17 protein-coding genes, 1 tRNA gene and 5 pseudogenes are annotated in these 20,172 nt (G+C 62.1%); 13 read left to right on the forward strand and 10 right to left on the reverse strand.

The window, feature by feature from the left end; translation table 11 throughout:
• Positions 1 to 131 precede the first annotated feature (131 nt).
• Positions 132 to 1,865: a carboxylesterase/lipase family protein gene (locus SIN04_RS17550; RefSeq protein WP_134491296.1), complete on the forward strand. Its 1,734-nt coding sequence runs from the start codon at positions 132 to 134 to the stop codon at positions 1,863 to 1,865.
• 130 nt (positions 1,866 to 1,995) lie between these two features.
• Positions 1,996 to 2,273 (forward strand): annotated as a pseudogene (locus SIN04_RS17555) (transposase); the annotation flags it as partial.
• Positions 2,274 to 2,535: 262 nt separating this feature from the next.
• On the opposite strand, the gene SIN04_RS17560 reads toward SIN04_RS17555, so the two are convergent.
• Entirely contained in the window at positions 2,536 to 3,561 is a 1,026-nt protein-coding gene (locus SIN04_RS17560) for an IS110 family transposase (protein WP_341264106.1), read from the reverse strand.
• An 86-nt stretch (positions 3,562 to 3,647) separates the two neighbouring features.
• Here SIN04_RS17560 and SIN04_RS17565 point away from each other — a divergent pair.
• From SIN04_RS17565 to SIN04_RS17580, 5 genes and pseudogenes are all read left to right on the forward strand, one after another.
• Positions 3,648 to 3,887, forward strand: a pseudogene (locus SIN04_RS17565) (transposase); the annotation flags it as partial.
• A gap of 162 nt (positions 3,888 to 4,049) precedes the next feature.
• The gene (locus SIN04_RS17570; protein ID WP_134491298.1) at positions 4,050 to 4,436 is read left to right on the forward strand and encodes a hypothetical protein; all 387 of its coding nucleotides are present in this window, start codon (positions 4,050 to 4,052) and stop codon (positions 4,434 to 4,436) included.
• A 523-nt stretch (positions 4,437 to 4,959) separates the two neighbouring features.
• A pseudogene (locus SIN04_RS20305) lies at positions 4,960 to 5,055 on the forward strand (hypothetical protein); the annotation flags it as partial.
• 209 nt (positions 5,056 to 5,264) lie between these two features.
• The gene (locus tag SIN04_RS17575) at positions 5,265 to 6,029 is read left to right on the forward strand and encodes a site-specific integrase (protein ID WP_341264107.1); all 765 of its coding nucleotides are present in this window, start codon (positions 5,265 to 5,267) and stop codon (positions 6,027 to 6,029) included.
• Positions 6,030 to 6,117: 88 nt separating this feature from the next.
• Positions 6,118 to 7,473, forward strand: a complete 1,356-nt coding sequence (locus SIN04_RS17580; protein ID WP_423135984.1) for an IS701 family transposase — start codon at positions 6,118 to 6,120, stop codon at positions 7,471 to 7,473.
• A 15-nt stretch (positions 7,474 to 7,488) separates the two neighbouring features.
• On the opposite strand, the gene SIN04_RS17585 is transcribed toward SIN04_RS17580, so the two are convergent.
• Together SIN04_RS17585 and SIN04_RS20310 are read right to left on the reverse strand one after the other, a co-directional pair.
• A complete protein-coding gene (locus tag SIN04_RS17585) occupies positions 7,489 to 8,067 on the reverse strand; it encodes an IS5 family transposase (RefSeq protein WP_423136033.1) in 579 nt (192 codons plus the stop codon).
• A 26-nt stretch (positions 8,068 to 8,093) separates the two neighbouring features.
• A pseudogene (locus tag SIN04_RS20310) lies at positions 8,094 to 8,264 on the reverse strand (transposase); the annotation flags it as partial.
• A gap of 159 nt (positions 8,265 to 8,423) precedes the next feature.
• On the opposite strand from SIN04_RS20310, the pseudogene SIN04_RS17590 reads away from it, so the two are divergent.
• Positions 8,424 to 9,190: pseudogene (locus tag SIN04_RS17590) on the forward strand (IS5 family transposase).
• A 237-nt stretch (positions 9,191 to 9,427) separates the two neighbouring features.
• Here SIN04_RS17590 and SIN04_RS17595 read toward each other — a convergent pair.
• The 3 genes from SIN04_RS17595 to SIN04_RS17605 are packed head-to-tail and all read right to left on the reverse strand — an operon-like array spanning position 9,428 to position 10,994.
• Positions 9,428 to 9,949 (reverse strand): DUF3280 domain-containing protein, encoded by a 522-nt coding sequence (locus SIN04_RS17595; protein WP_166795979.1) that lies wholly within the window; start codon positions 9,947 to 9,949, stop codon positions 9,428 to 9,430.
• Between the two features lie 59 nt (positions 9,950 to 10,008).
• Entirely contained in the window at positions 10,009 to 10,458 is a 450-nt protein-coding gene (locus SIN04_RS17600; protein WP_166795980.1) for an SRPBCC family protein, read from the reverse strand.
• A gap of 23 nt (positions 10,459 to 10,481) precedes the next feature.
• Complete coding sequence (locus SIN04_RS17605) at positions 10,482 to 10,994, reverse strand: DUF2380 domain-containing protein (RefSeq protein ID WP_166795981.1); 513 nt, start codon at positions 10,992 to 10,994, stop codon at positions 10,482 to 10,484.
• Between the two features lie 187 nt (positions 10,995 to 11,181).
• Here SIN04_RS17605 and SIN04_RS17610 point away from each other — a divergent pair, with 187 nt between their 5' ends.
• From SIN04_RS17610 to SIN04_RS17620, 3 genes are all read left to right on the forward strand, one after another.
• Positions 11,182 to 12,594, forward strand: a complete 1,413-nt coding sequence (locus SIN04_RS17610; protein ID WP_134491312.1) for a sensor histidine kinase — start codon at positions 11,182 to 11,184, stop codon at positions 12,592 to 12,594.
• A 14-nt stretch (positions 12,595 to 12,608) separates the two neighbouring features.
• Positions 12,609 to 13,292 (forward strand): response regulator, encoded by a 684-nt coding sequence (locus SIN04_RS17615; protein WP_134492633.1) that lies wholly within the window; start codon positions 12,609 to 12,611, stop codon positions 13,290 to 13,292.
• Between the two features lie 181 nt (positions 13,293 to 13,473).
• A complete protein-coding gene (locus SIN04_RS17620) occupies positions 13,474 to 13,758 on the forward strand; it encodes a hypothetical protein (protein WP_197731995.1) in 285 nt (94 codons plus the stop codon).
• A 512-nt stretch (positions 13,759 to 14,270) separates the two neighbouring features.
• Here the strand turns inward: SIN04_RS17620 and SIN04_RS17625 are convergent.
• Positions 14,271 to 14,345 (reverse strand) — tRNA-Val (locus tag SIN04_RS17625).
• A 186-nt stretch (positions 14,346 to 14,531) separates the two neighbouring features.
• Positions 14,532 to 15,101: a mismatch-specific DNA-glycosylase gene (locus SIN04_RS17630; protein WP_134491316.1), complete on the reverse strand. Its 570-nt coding sequence runs from the start codon at positions 15,099 to 15,101 to the stop codon at positions 14,532 to 14,534.
• A 147-nt stretch (positions 15,102 to 15,248) separates the two neighbouring features.
• On the opposite strand from SIN04_RS17630, the gene SIN04_RS17635 reads away from it, so the two are divergent.
• Together SIN04_RS17635 and SIN04_RS17640 are read left to right on the forward strand one after the other, a co-directional pair.
• Positions 15,249 to 16,799: an acid phosphatase gene (locus tag SIN04_RS17635; RefSeq protein WP_423136034.1), complete on the forward strand. Its 1,551-nt coding sequence runs from the start codon at positions 15,249 to 15,251 to the stop codon at positions 16,797 to 16,799.
• Between the two features lie 38 nt (positions 16,800 to 16,837).
• Positions 16,838 to 17,992: an acyl-CoA dehydrogenase family protein gene (locus tag SIN04_RS17640; RefSeq protein WP_134491320.1), complete on the forward strand. Its 1,155-nt coding sequence runs from the start codon at positions 16,838 to 16,840 to the stop codon at positions 17,990 to 17,992.
• Positions 17,993 to 18,024: 32 nt separating this feature from the next.
• Here the strand turns inward: SIN04_RS17640 and SIN04_RS17645 are convergent, their stop codons facing one another.
• A complete protein-coding gene (locus SIN04_RS17645; RefSeq protein WP_134491322.1) occupies positions 18,025 to 19,062 on the reverse strand; it encodes a peptidoglycan -binding protein in 1,038 nt (345 codons plus the stop codon).
• Between the two features lie 128 nt (positions 19,063 to 19,190).
• Complete coding sequence (locus SIN04_RS17650) at positions 19,191 to 20,159, reverse strand: flagellar motor protein MotA (RefSeq protein ID WP_134491324.1); 969 nt, start codon at positions 20,157 to 20,159, stop codon at positions 19,191 to 19,193.
• Positions 20,160 to 20,172 lie beyond the last annotated feature (13 nt).

Consider the following 20,172-nt stretch of genomic DNA (forward strand, 5'->3'; position numbering starts at 1 on the left):
GGCTCCGCAACGGCATAGCCATATTCTGATAGACGCCTGAATTTCATGGAAGATTGAGCCAAGCGGCGCGACTACTCTCGATGCCGTCACATCGGTGTGGCGGACCAAAAAAGAGCAATCGGGGTAGGAAAATGTCTAAGCTTTCAAAGCTGTGGCGGCGCCTGCGCTCACGCGCAGATACGTTACGCGCCTCAGGAGCGGGTTTCGCACTGAGCCTGCTTTTCGCGACCAGCGCCGCCTTGACGCCGCTTCAGGCGGACGCTGCAGGCAAACTTCGCGTCGAAACGAAGGAAGGCCCTGTCAAGGGCTTCCTCAACAATGGCGTCGCCGAATTTCTCGGCATTCCCTACGCGGCTCCACCGATCGGCAACCTGCGCTGGAGGCCGCCGCAGAAGCATGAGCGCTGGACCAACGTGCTGCATGCGACCGCCTATGGCCCAAGCTGCGCGCAGATCTATGAACTCGGCCTCTTTGCGGGCCCCGCGAACAACAACGAAGACTGTCTCTATATCAATGTATTCACACCCGACGTTGATCCCGCGGGCAAAGAAAAGCTGCCCGTCATGTTCTGGAGTTATGGCGGCGCAGCCGTCGATGGCGAGAGCAATGATTATGATGGGAGCAAGCTCGCCCGTGACGGCCATACGGTCGTCGTTACCTTCAACTATCGCCAGAACCTCTTTGGCTTCCTGGCGCATCCCGCCCTGGATCACGAGGGTCATTTGTTCGCCAATTATGGCATCCTGGACAACCAGTTTGCTCTTAAGTGGGTGAAGCGAAACATCGAAAAGTTTGGCGGCGATCCGAATAATGTCACGGTCTTTGGCCAATCTGCTGGGGCGAGAAACACAGGTTCCGAGGTATTGTCGCCGCTCGCCAAGGGTTTGTTCAACCGCGCGATCTTCGAAAGCGGCGCTATACCCATTGAAACGCCCTTAAGCATTGCTGAAGCGAAGGGGACAGCTTTTGCTGTCGCCGCGGGATGTGGCTCTTTATCGGATGCGGCTACCGCCAAATGTCTGCGTAGTCTGAGCGCGGCGCGGGTCGAGTCCTTTGCGGGAACAACGACAAGCTCCAACGGCGCTTATCTGGCGGGTTTGATCACGGACGGCCAAATCCTGCCGCTCCCGGCGATTGACCAGTATCTGAGCGGCAACTTCAATCATGTTCCCATCATCAACGGGAATGCGGAAAACGAGGGCAATTTCTTCATCGTCCTGACGGAGTATTTCGAGTCGCCGCGCGCGCCGCTCACGGAAGCTCAATTTGTGGCGTATGTGAACAGTGTGTACAGCGGCAACGCTGGGCCTGGCGGGTCGCCGCCGGCATATCCGCCGGGGACTGTCGCGGCGGTTTTGGCCCAGTATCCACTCAGCGCCTATCCGAGTCCGCAATTGCAATGGGGCGCGTTAGAAACGGATGCTAATTATTCTTGCATCTCTCGCCACATGGATCAAATCCTGGCTAGCCAAGTGCCTCTCTATACCTATGAATTCCGAGATCAAACTGCGCCCTTCTACTACCCTCCCATGCCCGGGTTCGCATCCTTGGCGTATCACACGAGCGACATCCAATATTATTGGCCGCTCTATCACGGCGGACAAGGGACGCCACACCCGCTCAACAGCAAGCAGGAGGAGCTCTCGGATCAGCTCGTGACCGCTTGGACGAATTTCGCATGGACAGGCAATCCGAATGGGCAAGGGAATAAACCCTGGCCGCGTTATAAAGCGCCCAATGGTCTCTTCCTGGCTGAAGACATCAAGCCGGCTGGGTTGTCGACATTTACGGCCGATCAATTCAGCGCCGAACATCACTGTGATTTCTGGGACAAACTGCTGGTGTACAAGTCCACCACACCCTGACATGGAAGCGTCACCCATGCGCGAAAGCGGTTGATGGCCGCTAGGCCTTCAACCGTGGGAACCACTGCGGCGAGCAGCGCAACCCGGATTGCTCATCCCAAGTTCCAACGTCGCTCAATTTTCCAAATGTCAGCTTGATCTCGATCCGGAGCGCCTCATATTCATCGACGAAACCTGGGCGTCGACAAACATGGCGCGCCTGCGCGGACGGGCTTTGAAGGGCGAGCGCCTGCGCGCCGCCATCCCGCATGGCCACTGGAAAACCACGACCTTCGTGGCGGGTTGCGGCTTTCCGGCATGGCGGCGCCGATGGTCCTCGACGGGCCGATCAACCGCGATGCCTTCCTGGCCTATGTCGATCAGATCCTCGTTCCAGAACTCAACCTGGGCGACGTCGTGATCATGGACATGTATGGACGCCCCCGTTGGCGCAAGAGGAATCTTCAGGCTTGGCGCGGCGCGTAGTCGGGTGCTGACATGTATCCGGCCTCTGATGCGGCCATCACATGCCGCCGGCCCGTATGGGAGTTCGCGGATCGGATCCATTACAATCTGGCGCGCTCCTGGGCGCTTATCCATGAACTGGTTTTTCCGATCCCGTCTCATCGACCGTCGCGCCATACCCTCCGTTCGACCTTCCTACGCCTTCGACAACCTCGCGATCTGTCCGCTATGCGGCCATGATCGGAGCTCTGTATATTCCACCTTTTGCAAGCAGGGCCCAAGCCGTGCGTGCAATTTTGTTGGCGAGCGCCACTCGTACCAGCATCGGCGGCTTGCGGTAGAGTATCCGGTCAAGCCACGATCCAGCTGGCGCCCCTCTGCGCACACTCCAAGAAGCAACTGCGCTTGCCCCGATGATCAGTAAACGCCGCAGTGTTCGCTCGCCCATCCTTGACGTCCGGCCAAGGCGTTCCTTGCCACCGGTCGATCGCTGAAGAGGCGTCAAACCAAGCCAGGCCGCAAAATCACGCCCTCGCTTGAAGGTTGCAGCTGACGGCGCGAGAGCCGTCAACGCTGTCGCCGTTAAAACGCCAACACCAGGGATGGTCATCAAGCGCTGCACGACCTCATCCTCCTTCGCCCGACGTGCGATCTCCTTGTCGAGTTTCGTGATCCGTTCATCAAGAGAACGCAGTTGCTCAACCAAAAAGGCGAGAATCATGCGAGCCGCCTCTGGCAGACCTGACACAGGATCCTCCACGATCGCAATGAGTTTGGAAACATGCTGGGGACCCTTCGCGATGATCATACCGAACTCAGTCAGATGACCACGCAAGGCGTTGATCGTTTGTGTCCGTTGGCGGACGAGCAGATCGCGTGTACGGAATACGATGGCCGCAGCCTGCGCCCCCTCGCTCTTGACGGCGACAAACCTCATGGTGGGACGTTGAGCGGCTTCGGAGATCGCCTCGGCATCTGACACGTCATTCTTCTGCCGCTTCACGAACGGCTTCACATATCCAGGTGCGATCAGTTTGACCAAGTGGCCGAGCTTGCCAATCTCGCGGCCCCAATAATGACTGCCAGAGCAGGCTTCCATAGCGACTGTGCAGGGAGGGAGAGCTTCAAAGAAAGGCAAAACCTGGCTGCGGCGCAATTTTTTCCGAAAGACCACGGCGCCCTCCTTGTCGGCCCCGTGCGCCTGGAAGACATGCTTGGCGAGATCAAGTCCAACTGTGCTAACATTTTCCATGGACGCCTCCTTTCGAGTGGCCTGACACACTGCCACTCTGGCACAAGATGCCGTCGAGGGGGCGTCCACCCCATCAATCTGGCGGCCACAGGGGGCCAGCCATACGCGCCGCGATCGAGGCGGCCGGGGCGCCTGCTCTTCCTGCCACCCTACAGTCCGGACCTCAATCCGATCGAGAACGCCTTTTCCAAGCTCAAAGCGCATCTGCGAGTGGCGGCCGAGCGAACCGGTGGTGGTCTTTGGAGCAGGATCGGAACGTCCTCGATCTCTTCATGCGGCAAGATTGCGCAAACTTCTTCGCCGCTGCAGGATATGATCCGGATTAATGCGAATCCGTTCTAGATTAATCGACGCCATTTAACTTTGGCCCTCAGCAGGAATGCGTCAGACCCACTATTGGAAGCGATTTGACAATTCAGGACTTTGAAGCCGAATGTGCTAACCAGGCTAGGATGGGCTTAAGGTCCTTGATCGATCGGAAATATCGAATGAACCGGGTCGCGATTGGTCAGGGCGGCGTGGCGCGGCTGGCATTGTGCGTCTTGGCGCTGTACGTCGCGGATAGATGGTTCGATATACCGCCCGTTTTCTCGATTCCTGCAGCGTTCCTCGGCGCGCTGGTTTATGGCTACTTTGCGCACGAGCGATCGACGCGGCGAAGGGCTGACTTGATGGCTGCGGCGACGGCCGCTTGGGACGACGTGGAAGCCGCGGCTCTCGATTTGCGGGAGGCTGAGGGCGAAGGCGCTCCGGCAGCAATCATAGCCGAGTGCGAGGAAGCTTACGCCGCGGCGTTGGATCGATCCGCGATCGTCGCCAAGCGCCTCGGCGAATATCACTCACTTCACGGCGCTGGCGAACCCAAGACCCGATAAACCGACGCCCGCTCGATTCCAAAAGTTTCGCGGCGATCTCCCCATGCTTCCTCCGAAAGAAAAGCTTCCGGGCGACTTCAGCATGTGCCGCAGAAATACCGTGATTATCAACGGCTTAAATGATGGGCGCGACAGGGATTGAACCTGTGACCCCTCCCGTGTGAAGGGAGATAAGCGCCGGTTACAGGAGGCTTATTGCGGCATAAGGAGTATATTTTGCTCTCCCGTTAACCGTTGATTTTATTTGTTTTTCCGCATTGCACGGGATACGTTAGGATTTGCGCGGTTAGTTCGATCGTGCTGCCTATGTGCTACCCAGAGCTCCGTTGGGTAGCACCGCTTCCGTAAAATCGGCTCTCTTGAGGGGGGCGCGGAGCCGGATGCTATCTATGCCTAAGAGAAAGATCACCGACATTGTCGCAGCCGCCGCCGAGCCCAGCGAAGGCCAGCAAGAGCAAATCTATTGGGATACGGACGTTGTCGGCTTCGGGCTTCGTGTGCGGCCATCTCTAAAACCTGGATTATGGCTTATCGCCCTGCTGGCGCGGGCCGGAGCGCGAACACTAAAAAGCTCAGGCTCTCGACTTTCCCGAGCGTCAAGACCGTCGAGGCGCGCAGGCTGGCGCGCGAAATCGCTGGACGCATCGCGGCCGGCGAAGACCCGGCGGTCAACCGGACTGAGCTCAAGCGCAAGAAAACATCCAGCGTCGTCGCGCTCCTGGACCGCTACGGCGACGACCTCGCACGCCGAGGCTACGTCAACCGCGTGACAGTCATCAATGGCCTTGAGGCGCGCCTGGCCCCTTTAAAGCGCGCGATATTAAGACCGTGTCCGGCGCCGATCTGTGGGCAATTATCGAAGCGCTGCAAAAGGTCGGCAAAGAAGGCGCCGCTGAAGACTTCCGATCGCGCGCACGCGCGTTCTTTACATGGTGCGTCAAGAGCAAGGCGCTCGACGCAAATCCTCTGCTCGGCTACCGCAAAGAGCGGTCGACGCGGGCGGACAGAATTTCGAAGCAGGAACACGGCCGCGCTCTTTCCGACGTCGAGCTCGCCAAAGTCTGGCAGGCTGCAAGCCTCGGCGCTCCGTTCGGCCGGCTCATCCGGTTTCTGATTTTGACCGGGTGTCGCCGCGGCGAAGGCGCCGGCCTGACATGGCCGATGGTTGACCGGGCCGACGGCGTCATCAATCTGCCAGCGGCTTTTGTGAAGCAGGGCCGCGGGCATTCCGTGCCTATCGCGCCGGCGCTCGCCGACCTGCTCGACGTTTGTCCAATCAGCGCCGGCTCTGATCTCGTCTTTCCGTCTGTCCGCAGCGGCGGCCTAATGTCCGGCTGGTCGGATTTGACCGGCGCCTTGTCAAAAACCGCGGGCGTCGACTTCAAGTTGCACGACTTGCGCAGGACCTTCCGCACCGGGCTCTCGCGCTTAGGCGTGAACAGCGATTTGGCCGAACTGGCGATGGGCCATGCGAGGGTAGGCCTTGAGGCGACATACAATCGAGACGCCGGCCTCGCCGCGCTGCGAGTGGCCTTCGAGTTGTGGTCTGCTCACGTCGAACAGATAGTGTCAAAAAGTCTGTCCTCAGAGTAATTTAACGCGCGCTACGTAAGACATACACTAGCACTACTTTGGCGGATTAACGGATTGGTTACTTTGATTGGCAAGGCTTTGCGCTCCAATGGGAGCGCGAGTGATGGCGGATTGGAATGCGGCGCTGACGGATTGGTTGAAGCCGTTCGTTGAGAAACTTGGCCACAAGAAGCGGCGGCAGATGTGCCCTTTATATGTGGCGGGGCTGATTGGGCCGGGGGAACGCAAGAGCATCGAGCCGATGGCGGCGCGCATGGCGCCCGATCGTTACGACCGGCTGCATCATTTCATCTCGGACGGCCTGTGGGATAGCGCGCCGCTTGAGGCGGAATTGGCGAAGCAAGCGGATAGGCTCATCGGCGCGTCCGACGCCTTTCTGGTCATCGACGACACGAGCCTGCCCAAGAAGGGCGAGCATTCGGTCGGAGTCGCCCCGCAATATGCGTCCATGCTCGGAAAGAGAGCCAATTGCCAGACCCTGGTTTCCCTGACGCTGGCGCGTCAAGAAGTTCCGATCGCCGTCGGCTTGCGGCTGTTCCTGCCGGAGAGCTGGACGAGTGATCCGCTCCGCATGGCGAGAGCCGGCGTTCCCGAAGCATCTCAAAGGCCACTCACCAAGCCGGAGATCGCGCTTCAAGAGATCGACCGGCTGACGGCTCAAGGCGTCCGCTTTGGCGCCGTTCTCGCCGACGCTGGCTACGGCCTGTCCGCCGCCTTCCGCCAGGGGCTCAGCGCGCGCGGGCTTGTTTGGGCCGTGGGCGTTCCCAAACATCAAAAGGTCTATCCCGCCGGCGTTTCCTTGATCTTCCCTGTGGCGGGGCGCGGCCGGCCGCGCAAGAACCAGATCCCCGATCAGCTCTCGGTCGCGGCCGAGACGATGTTGGTCGAGGCCAAATGGAGGAAAGTCAGTTGGCGGCGTGGCGTCAAAGGTCCCCTGAGCGCCCGCTTCGCCGCCCTGCGCATTCGCATCGCGGACGGGGCGCCTCAGCGCATCCTTGACAAGGGCCAACAGCACATGCCGGGCGAGGAGGCGTGGTTGGTCGGCGAATGGCGCTCATCCGGCGAGCGCAAATATTATCTCGCCAATCTGCCGGCCAAGGTCAGTCTCAAGAGGCTCGCCGCCGCAATCAAAGCGCGCTGGGTCTGCGAGCAGGGGCATCAGCAGATGAAAGAGGAACTCGGCCTCGATCATTTCGAAGGACGATCATGGCGGGGGCTGCACCGGCACGCGCTCATGACCATGATCGCCTACGCCTTCCTTCAGCATCAGCGCCTCAAGCAGGCGACGCGGGAAAAAAAGAATCCTTCACGGGCCGCCGCAACCGACCCTCCCGGCGGTTCGACGCGCCGTCATCAAGGCGCTATCGCCAAAGCAAATCTACCACCGATGTCCCCATTGCCGAATGCGCTTCAGGCGTACTCAGAATTAATTCCGCCAAAGTAGTGCTAGGCTCAGGACTCATTGATTGATCCAGAAGATGACGGTTGCGGCGATGCAGATTGCGGCGATGCAGATTGCGGAGAAGAAGGTGTGTGCGCATCGGTCGTAGCGGGTGTGGATGCGGCGCCAGTCTTTCAGCTTGCCGAACATGTTCTCGATCCTGTGGCGCTGACGGTAAAGCGTGCGGTCGTGGTTGATCGGTATTTTGCGGTTCGCCTTCGACGGGATGCAGGGGACGATACCGCGTTCGGCCAGGGCGTTGCGGAACCAGCCGGCGTCGTAGCCTCTGTCGCCGAGCATGGCCTTGGCTTTCGGCAAGGCGCCAAGCATCAGGGCCGCGCCCTTGTAATCGCTCATCTGGCCTTCGCTCAGCAGCATCACCAGTGGGCGGCCCTGGCCATCGCAGACCGCGTGAAGCTTGGAGTTCAGGCCGCCCTTGGTGCGCCCGATACGTCTGGGAACAGCCCCTTTTTGAGCAGGCTTGCCGCCGTGCGATGGGCTTTGAGATGCGTGGCGTCGATCATAAGCCGGTCGGGCTTGCCGCCCTTGGCCGCCAGCTCGGCGAAGATCCGGTTGAACACGCCAAGCCGGCTCCAGCGGATAAAGCGGTTGTAGATCGTCTTATGCGGGCCGTAGTCCTTCGGGGCGTCGCGCCAGCGCAGTCCGTTGCGGATCACGAAGATAATCCCCGAGATCACACGCCGATCATCGACCCGCGCAACCCCATGCGACAGCGGAAAGTAAGGTTCAATACGGCGCATCTGCGCCGGCGACAGCCAAAACAGATCACTCATCAAAGCACCTCCCGGCGCCTCCAATGAATCAATCGTTCGCTATCTCCGCAAGCAAATTAATAGGTCCTGAGCCTAGATCGTAGTGACGAATTCCTCGCTGGAGGGATTCTCGGCGGTCGTTTTCCATGATTCAAGGCTGATTTTTGGAGATCAGCTCTGATGATTCGGGATGTCGATGCGCTACGCGACGATCAATGGGAGCGGCTTTGCGACCTCGTGCCGGGCGGCAGGGCCGGTCAGCGCGGGCCGCGCTGTGATAACCGGCGCTTCGTCGATGCGCTGTTATGGATGGCCCGCTCGGGCGGGCGCTGGCGCGACCTGCCCGAGCGCTTCGGCGACCATCAAGCGGTGAAACGACGCTATTACCGCTGGATCGAGCGAGGCGCGTTGGATGGGTTTCTGAAAGCGCTCACCACCGAAGCCGACCTCGAATGGCTGATGATCGATTCAACCATCGTGCGGGCTCACCAGCACGCTGCCGGCGCAAGAATCGCCAAAGGGGGGCGGATGCCCAAGGTTTGGGGCGATCTCGCGGTGGCCTGAGCACCAAGATCCACGCCGCGACCGACGCGCTCGGCAATCCCGTCCGCCTGCTGTTCGGGCCAGGCCAGCGCAACGACATCACCAAGGCGCACGCCCTGATCGAAGGCTTCGAGGCCGAAGCCGTCATCGCCGACAAGGGTTATGACGCCAATCACTTGCGCCAGGCTGTCCTCGAATGCGGGGCCAAACCCATCATCCCATCGAAATCCAATCGCCGCGCGCCGCTCCACTACGACAAGGCGCTCTACAAGGAGCGCAATCTCGTCGAGCGTTTCTTCAACAAGTTGAAGCAGTTTCGACGGGTCGCGACAAGATACGACAAGCTCATCGCCAACTACCGAGGCTTCGTTCTCCTCGCCGCTATCGCCATAGTGCTAAGGTAAATCGTCACTACGACCTAGATGAGGCCTCTCCGGACGCACGATCAGTGCTAGGCGTATTTTTGGACTTCAATGGCATTTCGCGAGAGAAGATCGCCTTGGCTTGGCATGGTACAAATGGTAGGACAAGCGATGTAGAGCAAAGCTTGTTTGGATCCTCGCCGACTGCAAAGGAGTAGTCCTCCCGGTCGTTAAACGACTCCTAGCCACTCGTTGGAGGCTTCGCGATCGCCCGCCCCCTCAACTCCCGTCGAGCAAATGGTCCCGGATCAGCGCGCGGGCGCCGCGATCCCAGGAATAATCCGCGCCGATGCGCAGATCGCTTGTGCGCGTCAAGATGATGGCGCCGGTGTGGGCGTCGCGGATCACGAAACTCACCACATAATCGGTGCGGGTGATCCGCGTCACGATGCCGAGAAATGACTGATCGGCGCCGAGCTTTTCCGCGATGGGCGCCTCGCAGCCGTGGCATTCGCGCAAGCTGCGGTCCTTGACGCCCTCGCCATGCGCGCCCGCGACATCGACCAGAGCATAGCGCCCGGACGCCGCGATGAGCTGGCGCGCCATGCTGGTGACGTCGTCGAGATGCCTCAAGTCGGCGGCGGGATCGCCCGCGATGCCGGCCCCGCCGCTGAAATCCTTGAGCTCGAAATCAAACAGCGCAAGCTTGACCGGAGCCGAATCGGCGCGGGCCGGAAGCGTCGCGAAAAGGGCGATGGCGCAGGCGGCGAACAGGCGGCGCTGGAAAATATTGGTTTTCACTGGAATTCCTGCTGGAATGATCGGGTAAAGCGAAGGCCTCTCCACCGCATGAAGAGGGGTCAGCGCGACGCGGTTTCCCGTTGCTTCGCCTCGCGCTCGATGCCGTCGATGAGCCCGGAGAGGGCGCCGAAAAGGAGAGGGACCAGCTCCTCTTTCGCCTCCGGCGCGACGTCGATTTCGACGCGCCATGAGACTTCGGAACGGCCCTCCGGCGCGGGGCGGACCTCGACCGTCCCGACATAGCTCTCGACCGGAAAGGGCGAGCGCGTGCGCGTGTAGCGCAAGCGCCGGCGCTGATGATCGATCTCGTCGATGCGGTCCTCGATTTCGCCGCCGCCCGCGCTGGCGGCGAGGCGCAGGAAGCGCCGCGCGCCCACGCCGGCGCCTTCGACGCGGCAGCTCTCGATGAGGGGAAGCAAGCGGTCGAGGCCGCCGATGGAGGCGACGACGGCGAAGGCGGCGTCGGGCGGCGCGTCGATCCTTTTGATGGGGTTCACGGATTCAATCATGGCAAGTCTCCCAAGGTGCGCTTTTACGAAGGCGGCAGCGCGGTGATCCCCTCGAAGATGAAGGCTTCGGCCCGACGCCAGGCGTCGTCCGTGTCGCCGCGAAAGGTGAACAGCTTGTCGAACAGGACGCGCCCCGTCTTGGCGTCGATCGCCTCGATCTTCGCCCATTGCACCAGCGTGCTCATCTTGTGGATCCCGCCAATAATGACGACGTCCGCGCCAGCTTCGCGCGCGGCGGCGAGGAGATTGGGAACAGTCGTGCCCGTGAGAGAGCATGGCTCGGGGCGGCACACCGGCGTCACGACCTGGAACTGCGAGCCTTTGGCGAGATCGCTCCTGAGGGCGCCCGCGAAGGCGGTGAGCCGCGCCTCATGCTCTTTGCGCTGATCGCGCACCTCGCCCGACGTGTCGAGATAGTCGAAGTCGATCACCGCGATCGCGCCGCCCTGCACCTTCGCGCCGGCATCCTCGGCCTTGCCGCAGGACGGCGCCAGCCACAGGCCGGCAGCCAGTATCGGAAGAAGTAAATGACGCATGTCGCAAATCCCCGTTGTTTCGCCGTCACCTTGCGCGGACGGCGGGCGGCCGGAAAGCGCGCGCGTCCCGGCTATGGCCGGGCAATTTGCCCGATCGTCCGCGCGCGCCTTCCATGGGGCGGGTTCCGCCTCTAGACTAAGCGCGGCTTTGCGGCTGCGGCCGCCAACCTCGCGAAAGAATTCGCCAATGCGAGCGTCAAGGATCGACCTCAAGCTTCGGCTCGCCCTGCGCGTCGCCGCTCTGGCGGCGTTCTGTTTCGCCGCCGCCGCGGCTTACGTTCTGTTCGAGACGGACCGCGCCGCGCAGGCGCGGGCGAACTGGATCGCCGAGGTCCTCGCCAAAGACCTCGCGCTGCAACAGGGCCAGCTCCACTGGATCAAGGGCGCGCCCAGCCAGTTCCCCGATTTGCAGAGAATTGCGCCGGCGCTGATGGCGCCCGGCGTCTGCGTCGCTTATCGCGCGCGGGATGGCGAGATGATTCAGCGCCTGTGCAGCGGCGTCGCGCCCGGCGACGCCGGCGCCCCACAGCTTTTCGCCGACCTCTACCAGCGCCTGTTTGGCGCGGACCGGGAGTCGGCGCATCCCGTCATCTACCACGGCGAGGCGCAGGGGGAGGCTGTGGCGTCCATTGATCGCCAGAGCCTCATCGGACAGAGCTGGCATGAGACGAGCCGCCTCGTCGGGGTCCTCGCCGTCGCGTTGCTTGCGTTGTGCGTCCTTGTCTACGCTGCGCTCGCCGACGCCTTGCGGCCGACCCGGGCGATCCGCGCCGGGCTTCAGCGCCTCGCCGCCGGCGATCTCTCGGCGCGTCTGCCGCCCTTCGACCTCGCCGAGCTTTCGGCGGTCGGCAACGTCTTCAATCATCTCGCCGGCAGCCTTGAGACGACGCTCGCCGAGCGCAACGCGCTGACGCAGCGGCTGATCGCGGTCCAGGACGAGGAGCGGCGCCATCTTGCGCGCGAGCTGCACGATGAATTCGGGCAGTGCCTCGCCGCCATCGGTGCGGTCGCGGCCTCCGCCGACCAGACCGCGCGGCGGGAGTATCCGGCGCTGGCGCCCGCGTGCCAGAGCATCGCCCGCACGGCCGCGCATATGATGGAGGTGCTGCGCGGCGCGCTTTTGCGCCTGCGTCCGCCCGATGTCGATGAGCTTGGCCTCGCCGCGAGCCTTGAAGGCTTGGTTTCTGGATGGAACGGCCGCTGCGCTGGCGGCACGCGTTTTTCAATCGAGCTTGGCGGCGAATTCGACGCGCTGCCGCGCGATTTCGCGGCGAGCCTTTACAGGATCGCGCAGGAAGCGATCACCAATGCCGCGAAACATGCAGAGGCTTCGCAGGTGACGCTGAGGCTTGACATGCGGGAGCCCGCCGAAGCGGATCAGCGCGCGCGCATCGAGCTTACAGTCGATGACGACGGCAAGGCCGGGGCCGACGTCTCGGTCAAATCCGGCATGGGGCTGCTTGGCATGCGCGAGCGCATCGCCGCGCTCGGCGGCGCATTGAGCATCGAGACCTCGCGCCCGAGCGGGCTTCGCCTTCGCGCGCGAATTCCCGTCCCGCCAGCGGAAACGCCCCCGGACGAGACGAGGGACGCGGCGTGACGGACGTTGCGATAATGCTCGTCGACGATCATGCGATAGTGCGCGAAGGCTATCGCGCGCTGTTGCAGCAACAGCCGCGCCTCAAGGTCGTCGCCGAAGCGAGCGATGGCGCCGAGGCCTATCGTCTGTTCAAGCAAGCGAAGCCGGATCTCGTCATCATGGATCTAACCATGCCGGGCTTCGGCGGCGTCGAAGCTATCAGGCGCATCCGGCAATGGGATCCCAATGCCCGCATTCTGGTCTTCACCATGCATCAGAACGCCGCTTACGCCGTGCAGGCGATCCGCGCCGGGGCGAAGGGCTATGTCACCAAAAGCAGTCCGCCCGAAGCGCTGGTGCGCGCCGCCTTCGATGTGCTGCAAGGCAGAATTGCGCTCAGCGCCGACATAGACCATGAGCTCGCGCTGAGCCGCGTCGCAGATGCGCCGGTCGCCACCGATGTGCTGACGCCGCGCGAGTTCGAGATTTTACGCATGTTGCTTGCGGAAAACTCGACCGAGGACATCGCCGGAATTCTTCACGTCAGCCCGAAGACGGTGGCGAATACGCGCTACCTCATCAAGGGCAAGCTTGGCGTTTCCTCCGACATTGAACTCGTTCTCGCGGCGCTGCGGCAGGGAATTTTGGGCGCGGGGGGCGATGTCGAGCGGAATTCGGGCAGCCCTTCGGCCGCGCCAGAGGCGCCAAAGCTCGCCTGAAACCTGTATGATGCGGCTTCGCACGCCCCGGCGCGATTTGAAATTGACCACAATTCGCGCTTTAGCTGCGCGATGCGCATAGGGCGCGAAAGATCGGGAGCGTGGCGGGGGCCTCGAACAAGCGAACTCTTGCAAGGCTGGCAAAACCAGCAAGGCTTAACCGCCGAGGCTCCAATCGCCGATGAATCAGTTTAATCTGTCCTTTTCGCCGCTTCTGCCCTCATCCATTCTGATCGGCTTCGGCGTTCTGGCGCTGATCGTGGTCGCGCGCAGCCATGCGCCGCGCCGGCGCGGCGCATGGCTGCGCGCGCTCGGCCTTGGCCTCCTGCTGCTGGCGCTGGCCGATCCCTCCCTCGTTCGCGAAGACCGCGCGGGGCTGAAGGACGTCGTCGCCGTCGTCGTAGATCAGAGCGGCAGCCAGACCATTGGCGAGCGCCAGGCGCAGACCGAGAAGCCGGAGTTATGACATCACGTTTGGCCCTCTCGACTGTGCGACTGCGCTTTGTGGAGAGTATAGGCCGACGTCTGAACTGCAGCGCATCATCGTCGCCCTACGCCGCCACGACAAGGTCTCAACCGAGACCGCGGCGCTCGACTATATCGTCAAGATGGATGCCGAAGAGAGGCGAAAAGCATACGTCGAATTGGCGGAAGCCAACAAGGCTTACGCGAAGTTTCGCCAGCGATTGGATGATTTTGTGGCCTTTTTCGCTCCTGACAATATCGCGCGGATTGGAGCGTGGGCCAGCCATGCTTCCCATCCGCAGCCTTTCGAGGCTGCGTTGCTATCAGAGAGGGGCATTTCGGTGGTATCCATGCGACAAGGGGCTCATCAATTCCGAGCGGTGCTGAATGGTCTTTGGATTGCGATCCCGGATTGGCCAGAGCCGTAGCGCAACCGTCCAATTACAAGGTATGCCCGTGCTGCCTGACACGGCCTTCGCAAAAAGATATTACTAGCTAACTTATTGATTTTAGTGGTGGGCGCGACAGGGATTGAACCTGTGACCCCTCCCGTGTGAAGGGAGTGCTCTCCCGCTGAGCTACGCGCCCGTCCGGCTCGCCGCCCGAAAGGGCTGGGTCGGATCGACCGCCGCGAGACGAAGCGGTTCCTTTATGAAACGCCAAGGGTTGAAGTCAAGCTCGATTCACTGAATTGCCATGCATCTTGCGCGGGCGCCGTGGCTCAAAGAGGCCAAGAACCCTCCAGTTCTGGTGAAAGGCGCGCGGTAGGGCGCATCATCGCTCCGCCTCCTCCATGACAAATGCCCAAAGACGGTCGTACCAGAGGGTCTGATCGGCCGGCGAGGAATGCGCGTTTGCCGGACTGGGGTTCGGCACGACGAAGAGGCGCGCGCCTGCGATGCGCAAAGGTTGCGCTCCGAGGACCGCCTCGCTGTCCACCCCCAGCATTCGATGAAATATCCGGTAGGCCGTCATGCCATGGAAACAGGCGACGCCGGGCCGGTAGCGCTCGAGCTTTTCTATGAGAAGCGGCGCGCCCGCGGCAAACTCTGCCGGATTGAGCTCGCTGGCCCGCGCCGTCGGTCGCGCGACCATGTCGGTGAAGCCGAATCCGTGGTCGAGCAAGGCGCGGTCATGCGTCGGGCCGAGCGAGGATGCGCCAATCGCCTCGCGCGCCGCCAGACTCAAGACCGAACGCGAGAAGGCAGGCCAGAATCTGTTCGTTTTGCGCGCGAAATAATGTCCCTGCGAAGCCGAGAAGATCGAAGGATTGATGCCGACGAAGACCACTTTGAGGCCTTCGCGCAGAAGATCGGGCAGGCCGGGCGGATTTTCATCGTCCATTGCCAGCCCCTTTGCCGGCCGCCGATTCCGCGTGGTCATTTTGCATAAAAATTCCGGACTTGTTCTTGAGCGTCAAAACAACACAATGCGCAGCGTTTACAATCAAGTCGATTTGCGCCGGTTGGCGCACCGCAGTGTGGGACAATGATGAACATGCAGTTTGGACGTCTGGCCCTGACGAGCGGCTGTCTGATTTTCGCGCTTGCCGCCGCAGCGAACGCAGGCGATGCGCCGCCCGCTCCCAAGGGGCTCGAAAAAATCGAAACGATCGTTGTGCTCTATGCGGAAAATCGCAGCTTCGATAACCTTTATAGCCGCTTTCCGGGCGCCAATGGCCTTGCCGATTTCAAGCCCGGCGAAGCGCCGCAGCTCGATCGCGACGGGGCGCCGCTGCCCGAATTGCCGCCGATCTGGGGCGGCCTGACGCCGAGAGGCGTCGAGCCCGCGGTTGACCAGGAGCGAACGGCCCATCTGCCCAACGCGCCTTTTGCGATCGACGATCCCAAGGGTTTCAACACGCCGCTTAGCGTTCCGACGACCGATCTCGTCCATCGCTTCTATCAAAATCAGATGCAGATCAATGGCGGCAAGAACGACAAATTCGTAGCCTATGGCGATTCCGGCGCTCTCGTCATGGGCCATTACGAAGGCCCGAACCTGCCGCTCTGGCCGATCGCGCGGCGATATGTGCTGGCCGATAATTTCTTCATGGGCGCGTTCGGCGGCTCTTTTCTCAACCATTTCTTTCTCGCCTGCGCCTGCGCGCCGCGCTATCCGGGCGCGGACAAGAGCCCGGCCAAGGGGTTGACCTCGGTTGTCGATCCGGACGGCGTTTCGCTGACGCTCGACCCTAACGCGCCAAAGTCCGCGCTCGAACGCATTCCGAAATTTGTCCGCGATGGCGCTCTGACGCCGGATTTCTACGCCGTCAACACGATGCAGCCGCCCTATCAGCCGAGCGGCGTCAAGCCCGCCCCTGGCGGCGATCCGGCCTATGCCGATCCGGATAAGCCAAGCACGCTGCCGCCGCAGACCGAATTGACCATCGGCGATCTTTTGAGCGCCAAGGGAGTCAGTTGGGCCTGGTACGCCGGCGCCTGGCAAGTGGCGCTCGACGGAGCCAAAGTCGAGCCCAATCCGAAGTTCCAGTTCCATCACCAGCCGTTCAATTATTTTGCCTCGATGGCTCCGGGGACGGCGGCGCGCGCGGAGCATTTGCGCGATGGTGGCCTTGGCGGTGATAAATTCATCGCGGCGATCGATACGGGAACGCTGCCGCAGGTGACGTTCTACAAGCCGCAGGGCGATCTCAACGAACATCCCGGCTATTCCGACGTGATGGCGGGCGATGAGCATCTCGCCAATCTTGTCGCCCATCTCGAAAAGAGCCCGCAGTGGGCGCATATGGTCGTCGTCATCACCTACGACGAGAATGGCGGCTTCTGGGACCACGCCGCGCCTCCAAAGGGCGATCGCTGGGGGCCGGGGACGCGCATTCCGGCTTTTATCGTGTCGCCTTTCGCCAAGAAGGGTTTCGTCGATCACACGCTCTACGATACGAGTTCAGTGCTGCGGCTCATTACCGAACGATTCGGCCTGCCGACGCTGCCGGGCCTGCGGCGGCGCGCGGACGCGATCGCGGCTGGCGGCCATCAGCTTGGGGACCTCACCGGCGCGCTTGATCTGGCGACGCCATGAACTTACCTGCGGCCGGGCCGGCGACGAGGATTGAAGCCATGTTGATGCCGGCCACGCCTGACCTTGAATCGAAAGTCGATGCGCTGGCTAATGATTTTGCGCGCCGCGCTGCGGAGCATGACGAAGCAGGAACGTTCCCGTTCGAGAATTTTGACGCCCTGCGCAAGGCCGGGCTTCTCGCGCTCACAGTCCCGCCTGCTCTCGGCGGCCTGGGCGGCGGGCTTCGCGCCGCCAATCGCATCGTGAACGGCATAGGGGCGGGCGAGCCTTCAACCGCGCTGGTGCTGGCGCAGCAATATCTTTTCCACTTCCGGATGCTGCGTAATCCCCATTTTCCGCAGGCCTTGAGCGAGGAGATCGCGCGCTCGGCCGTCGCTGAGGGGGCGCTGTGCAATATGCTGCTGGTCGAGCCCGAGCTTGGCTCGCCGATCCGTGGCGGCTTGCCGGCGACGATCGCCCGCCGCGTCGAGGGCGGCTGGCGCATCACGGGGCGAAAAATCTATTCGACCGGAAGCGTGGCGTTGAGTTGGATTGGCGTGTTTGCGCGCAGCGACGACGCCGATCCGCTGGTCGGCGCCTGGATTATTTCGGGCGGCTCAGAAGGCGTCAGGATCGTGGAGAGCTGGGATCATCTCGGCATGCGCGCCAGCGCCAGCCATGACATGATCTTCGACAATGTTTTTGTCGCGGAAGACCGCGTCGTCGATCTGCGGCCCGCCGCGACCCAGCAGAAGCCGGATGATGTTGTCTCGGCGTGGATCGCCACCCTCTTCACTACGATTTATGACGGGGTCGCCCGCGCGGCGCGCGACTGGCTCGTAGCGTTTTTGCACAGTCGGAGGCCCTCTAACCTCGGCGCGTCTCTCGCCACTTTGCCGCGAATGCAGGAGGCGGTCGGCGCGATCGACGCTTTACTTTACGCGAACCGCGTTTTGCTCGCCGACATTGCCAGCCGCTGCGACAGCGGCGCGGCGCCTCCCGCGCGCGAGAGCCACTTCATGAAGCTCGCCGTCACGACGAACGCCATCGAGGCCGTCGCCAAGGCGCTGGAGGTCTCGGGCAATCCCGGCCTTTCGCGCCATCATGCCCTGCAACGCCATTATCGCGATGTGCTGTGCGGACGGGTCCATTCACCGCAGAACGACGCCATTCGGCTGGACGCGGGGCGAGAGGCCCTGTCCATTATCCCCTGATATTCGAGCCCGGGCCGTATCGAACAGCGTCGCTACTTTTCCGTGATCTTCAGTTCGATCCGGCGATTGCGCCGATTGGCCTCGTCGCTGTCGCCGGGGTCGATCGGTTGGAACTCGCCGAAGCCGGCGGCGGCCAATCGCTGCGGCGATACGCCCTTCGAGGCGAGATATTGCACCACCGCGATCGCCCGCGCGGCCGACAGGGCCCAGTTCGATGGATATTGCGCTGATTGAATCGGCTTTTTGTCGGTGTGGCCATCGACGCGAACGATCCAGGGAATGTCCGGCGGGATCTCATGTTCAAGCTCGATCAGCGCGCTCGCCAGCTTGTCGAGTTCCGCGCGGCCTGCGGCGTCGAGGCTCGCCTGACTGGATTCAAACAGAAGTTCCGATTGGAAGATGAATCGGTCGCCAACGACGCTGACGCCCGGCCGGTCGCCGAGAATCTGGCGCAGGCGTCCGAAGAAATCGGAGCGGTAGCGGGCGAGCTCCTGCACCTTCTGGGCGAGAGCGACATTGAGCCGCGATCCGAGGTCGGCGATCTTCGTCTGCGATTCGGCCCCGGCCTTTTCCGAGGCGGCCAAAGCCTCTTCAACAGCGGCGAGCTGGCGCCTCAGGGCCGCGATCTGCTGATTGAGGATCTCGACCTGAGCCAGCGCCTTGGCCGATACGTCTTGCTGTGACTGTAACTGCTGCTGCGCGCTGGCGGCGCGCGCGTCGGCCGCTTCGGCGCTTTGCGCCCCAGCGCCCTTTGAATCGATAATGCCCTGCAATTGGGCCTTGTCGTGTTGCTCGGCTTCGAGATTGGCCGACAGCGTGGTGGCCGTGTTCTCCGCTTCCGCCTTGTTGCTGCGCTCAAGCGCGAGAAGCGCGCTGAGCTCCTCGATCTGGCGATTGAGCTTCGTCAGGGCGGTGTCCTTGCCGGTCACCTCCCGCGCCAGGAAGAATTGCGCCAGCATAAAGACCGACAGAAGAAAGATGATGACTAGAAGCATCGTCGAAAGCGCGTCGACGAAACCCGGCCAGTAATCGATGTGGCGCATCCGCTGCCGCGAACGAGTTGAAGCCATCAAAATTGCTCGCTCATGAGGGCGCGGTGATTGAGGGTAGGGCGCCCCTGACTTATCGGGGCCTTGCTTGCCGCCGTTTCTTTAGAGTCGGACGACCTCGGACCGAATTGCGACGCGATCTTTTTCAATCAGCCGCGCTCCTTCAATTCTTCAGCGAGGCGCTGAAGAACGTCCTTGACCTCGCGTCCCTGCTCCGCCTGCGCTTCGACCCAGTCACGAATGATCTGCTGCTCGGAGCGCATGTGCTGAACCAGCGCCTGAACGCCGTCGGCAAGATTGGCCACTGCGATCGACGTCGCCTTGGCCTGGCTTTGATCGGCGGAGGCCGCGAGCTTTTCGAGCGCGATGCGCAGTTCGGCCGGCAGCCCCTCGTAGCCGGAGGCGATTTCAGCGGGAGTTGCGATCGGAAGCGCCGCCAGACTGTCTTCGAGTTCGCTGAAGAAGCGGTTTTGCGCCTGACCCGCCTGAAGATCGAGGAACCCGAGCACGAGCGAGCCCGCGAGCCCGAACAAGGATGAGGTGAAGGATATGCTCATGCCCGCGATTGGCGCGGAAAGCCCGTTCTTGAGGTCGTCGAACATGACGCCGGCGTCCGAGCCGGTCTGCATCGATTTGATCACGCCGCTGATCGAGCCGACCGTTTCGAGCAGACCCCAAAACGTGCCGAGCAGGCCGAGAAACACAAGGAGCCCGGTCAGATAGCGCGCCGTGTCGCGCGATTCGTCGAGCCGCGCGCCGATCGTGTCGAGGACCACGCGAAGCGGCAGAGGCGCTGACGGATTGAAAGGTTTGGCGCCGAACAGCTGCGCCACGGGCGCCAGCAAAATCGGGGGCTTGACCCGCCTGGCCTCGCCTCGCAGCAGAGCGTTGGCCCATTTCACTTCGCGGAACAAGCGAATCACCTGTCGCAGTCCGAGAATGATACCGAATGTCAAAACGCCGATGATCAAGCCGTTGAGGCCCGGATTGGCCATGAAGGCGGTCGCGATCTGGCGATGCAAAATCAGCGCGCAAAAGCCCGCGAGGATGAGGAACGCCAGCATCCGCACGAGATAGATGACGGGAAACGAGAGGCGGCCGCGATCGTTACTGCCCATGTCGATCACCGGC

Source organism: Methylocella tundrae, from assembly GCF_038024855.1.
Classification (GTDB): Bacteria; Pseudomonadota; Alphaproteobacteria; order Rhizobiales; family Beijerinckiaceae; genus Methylocapsa; species Methylocapsa tundrae.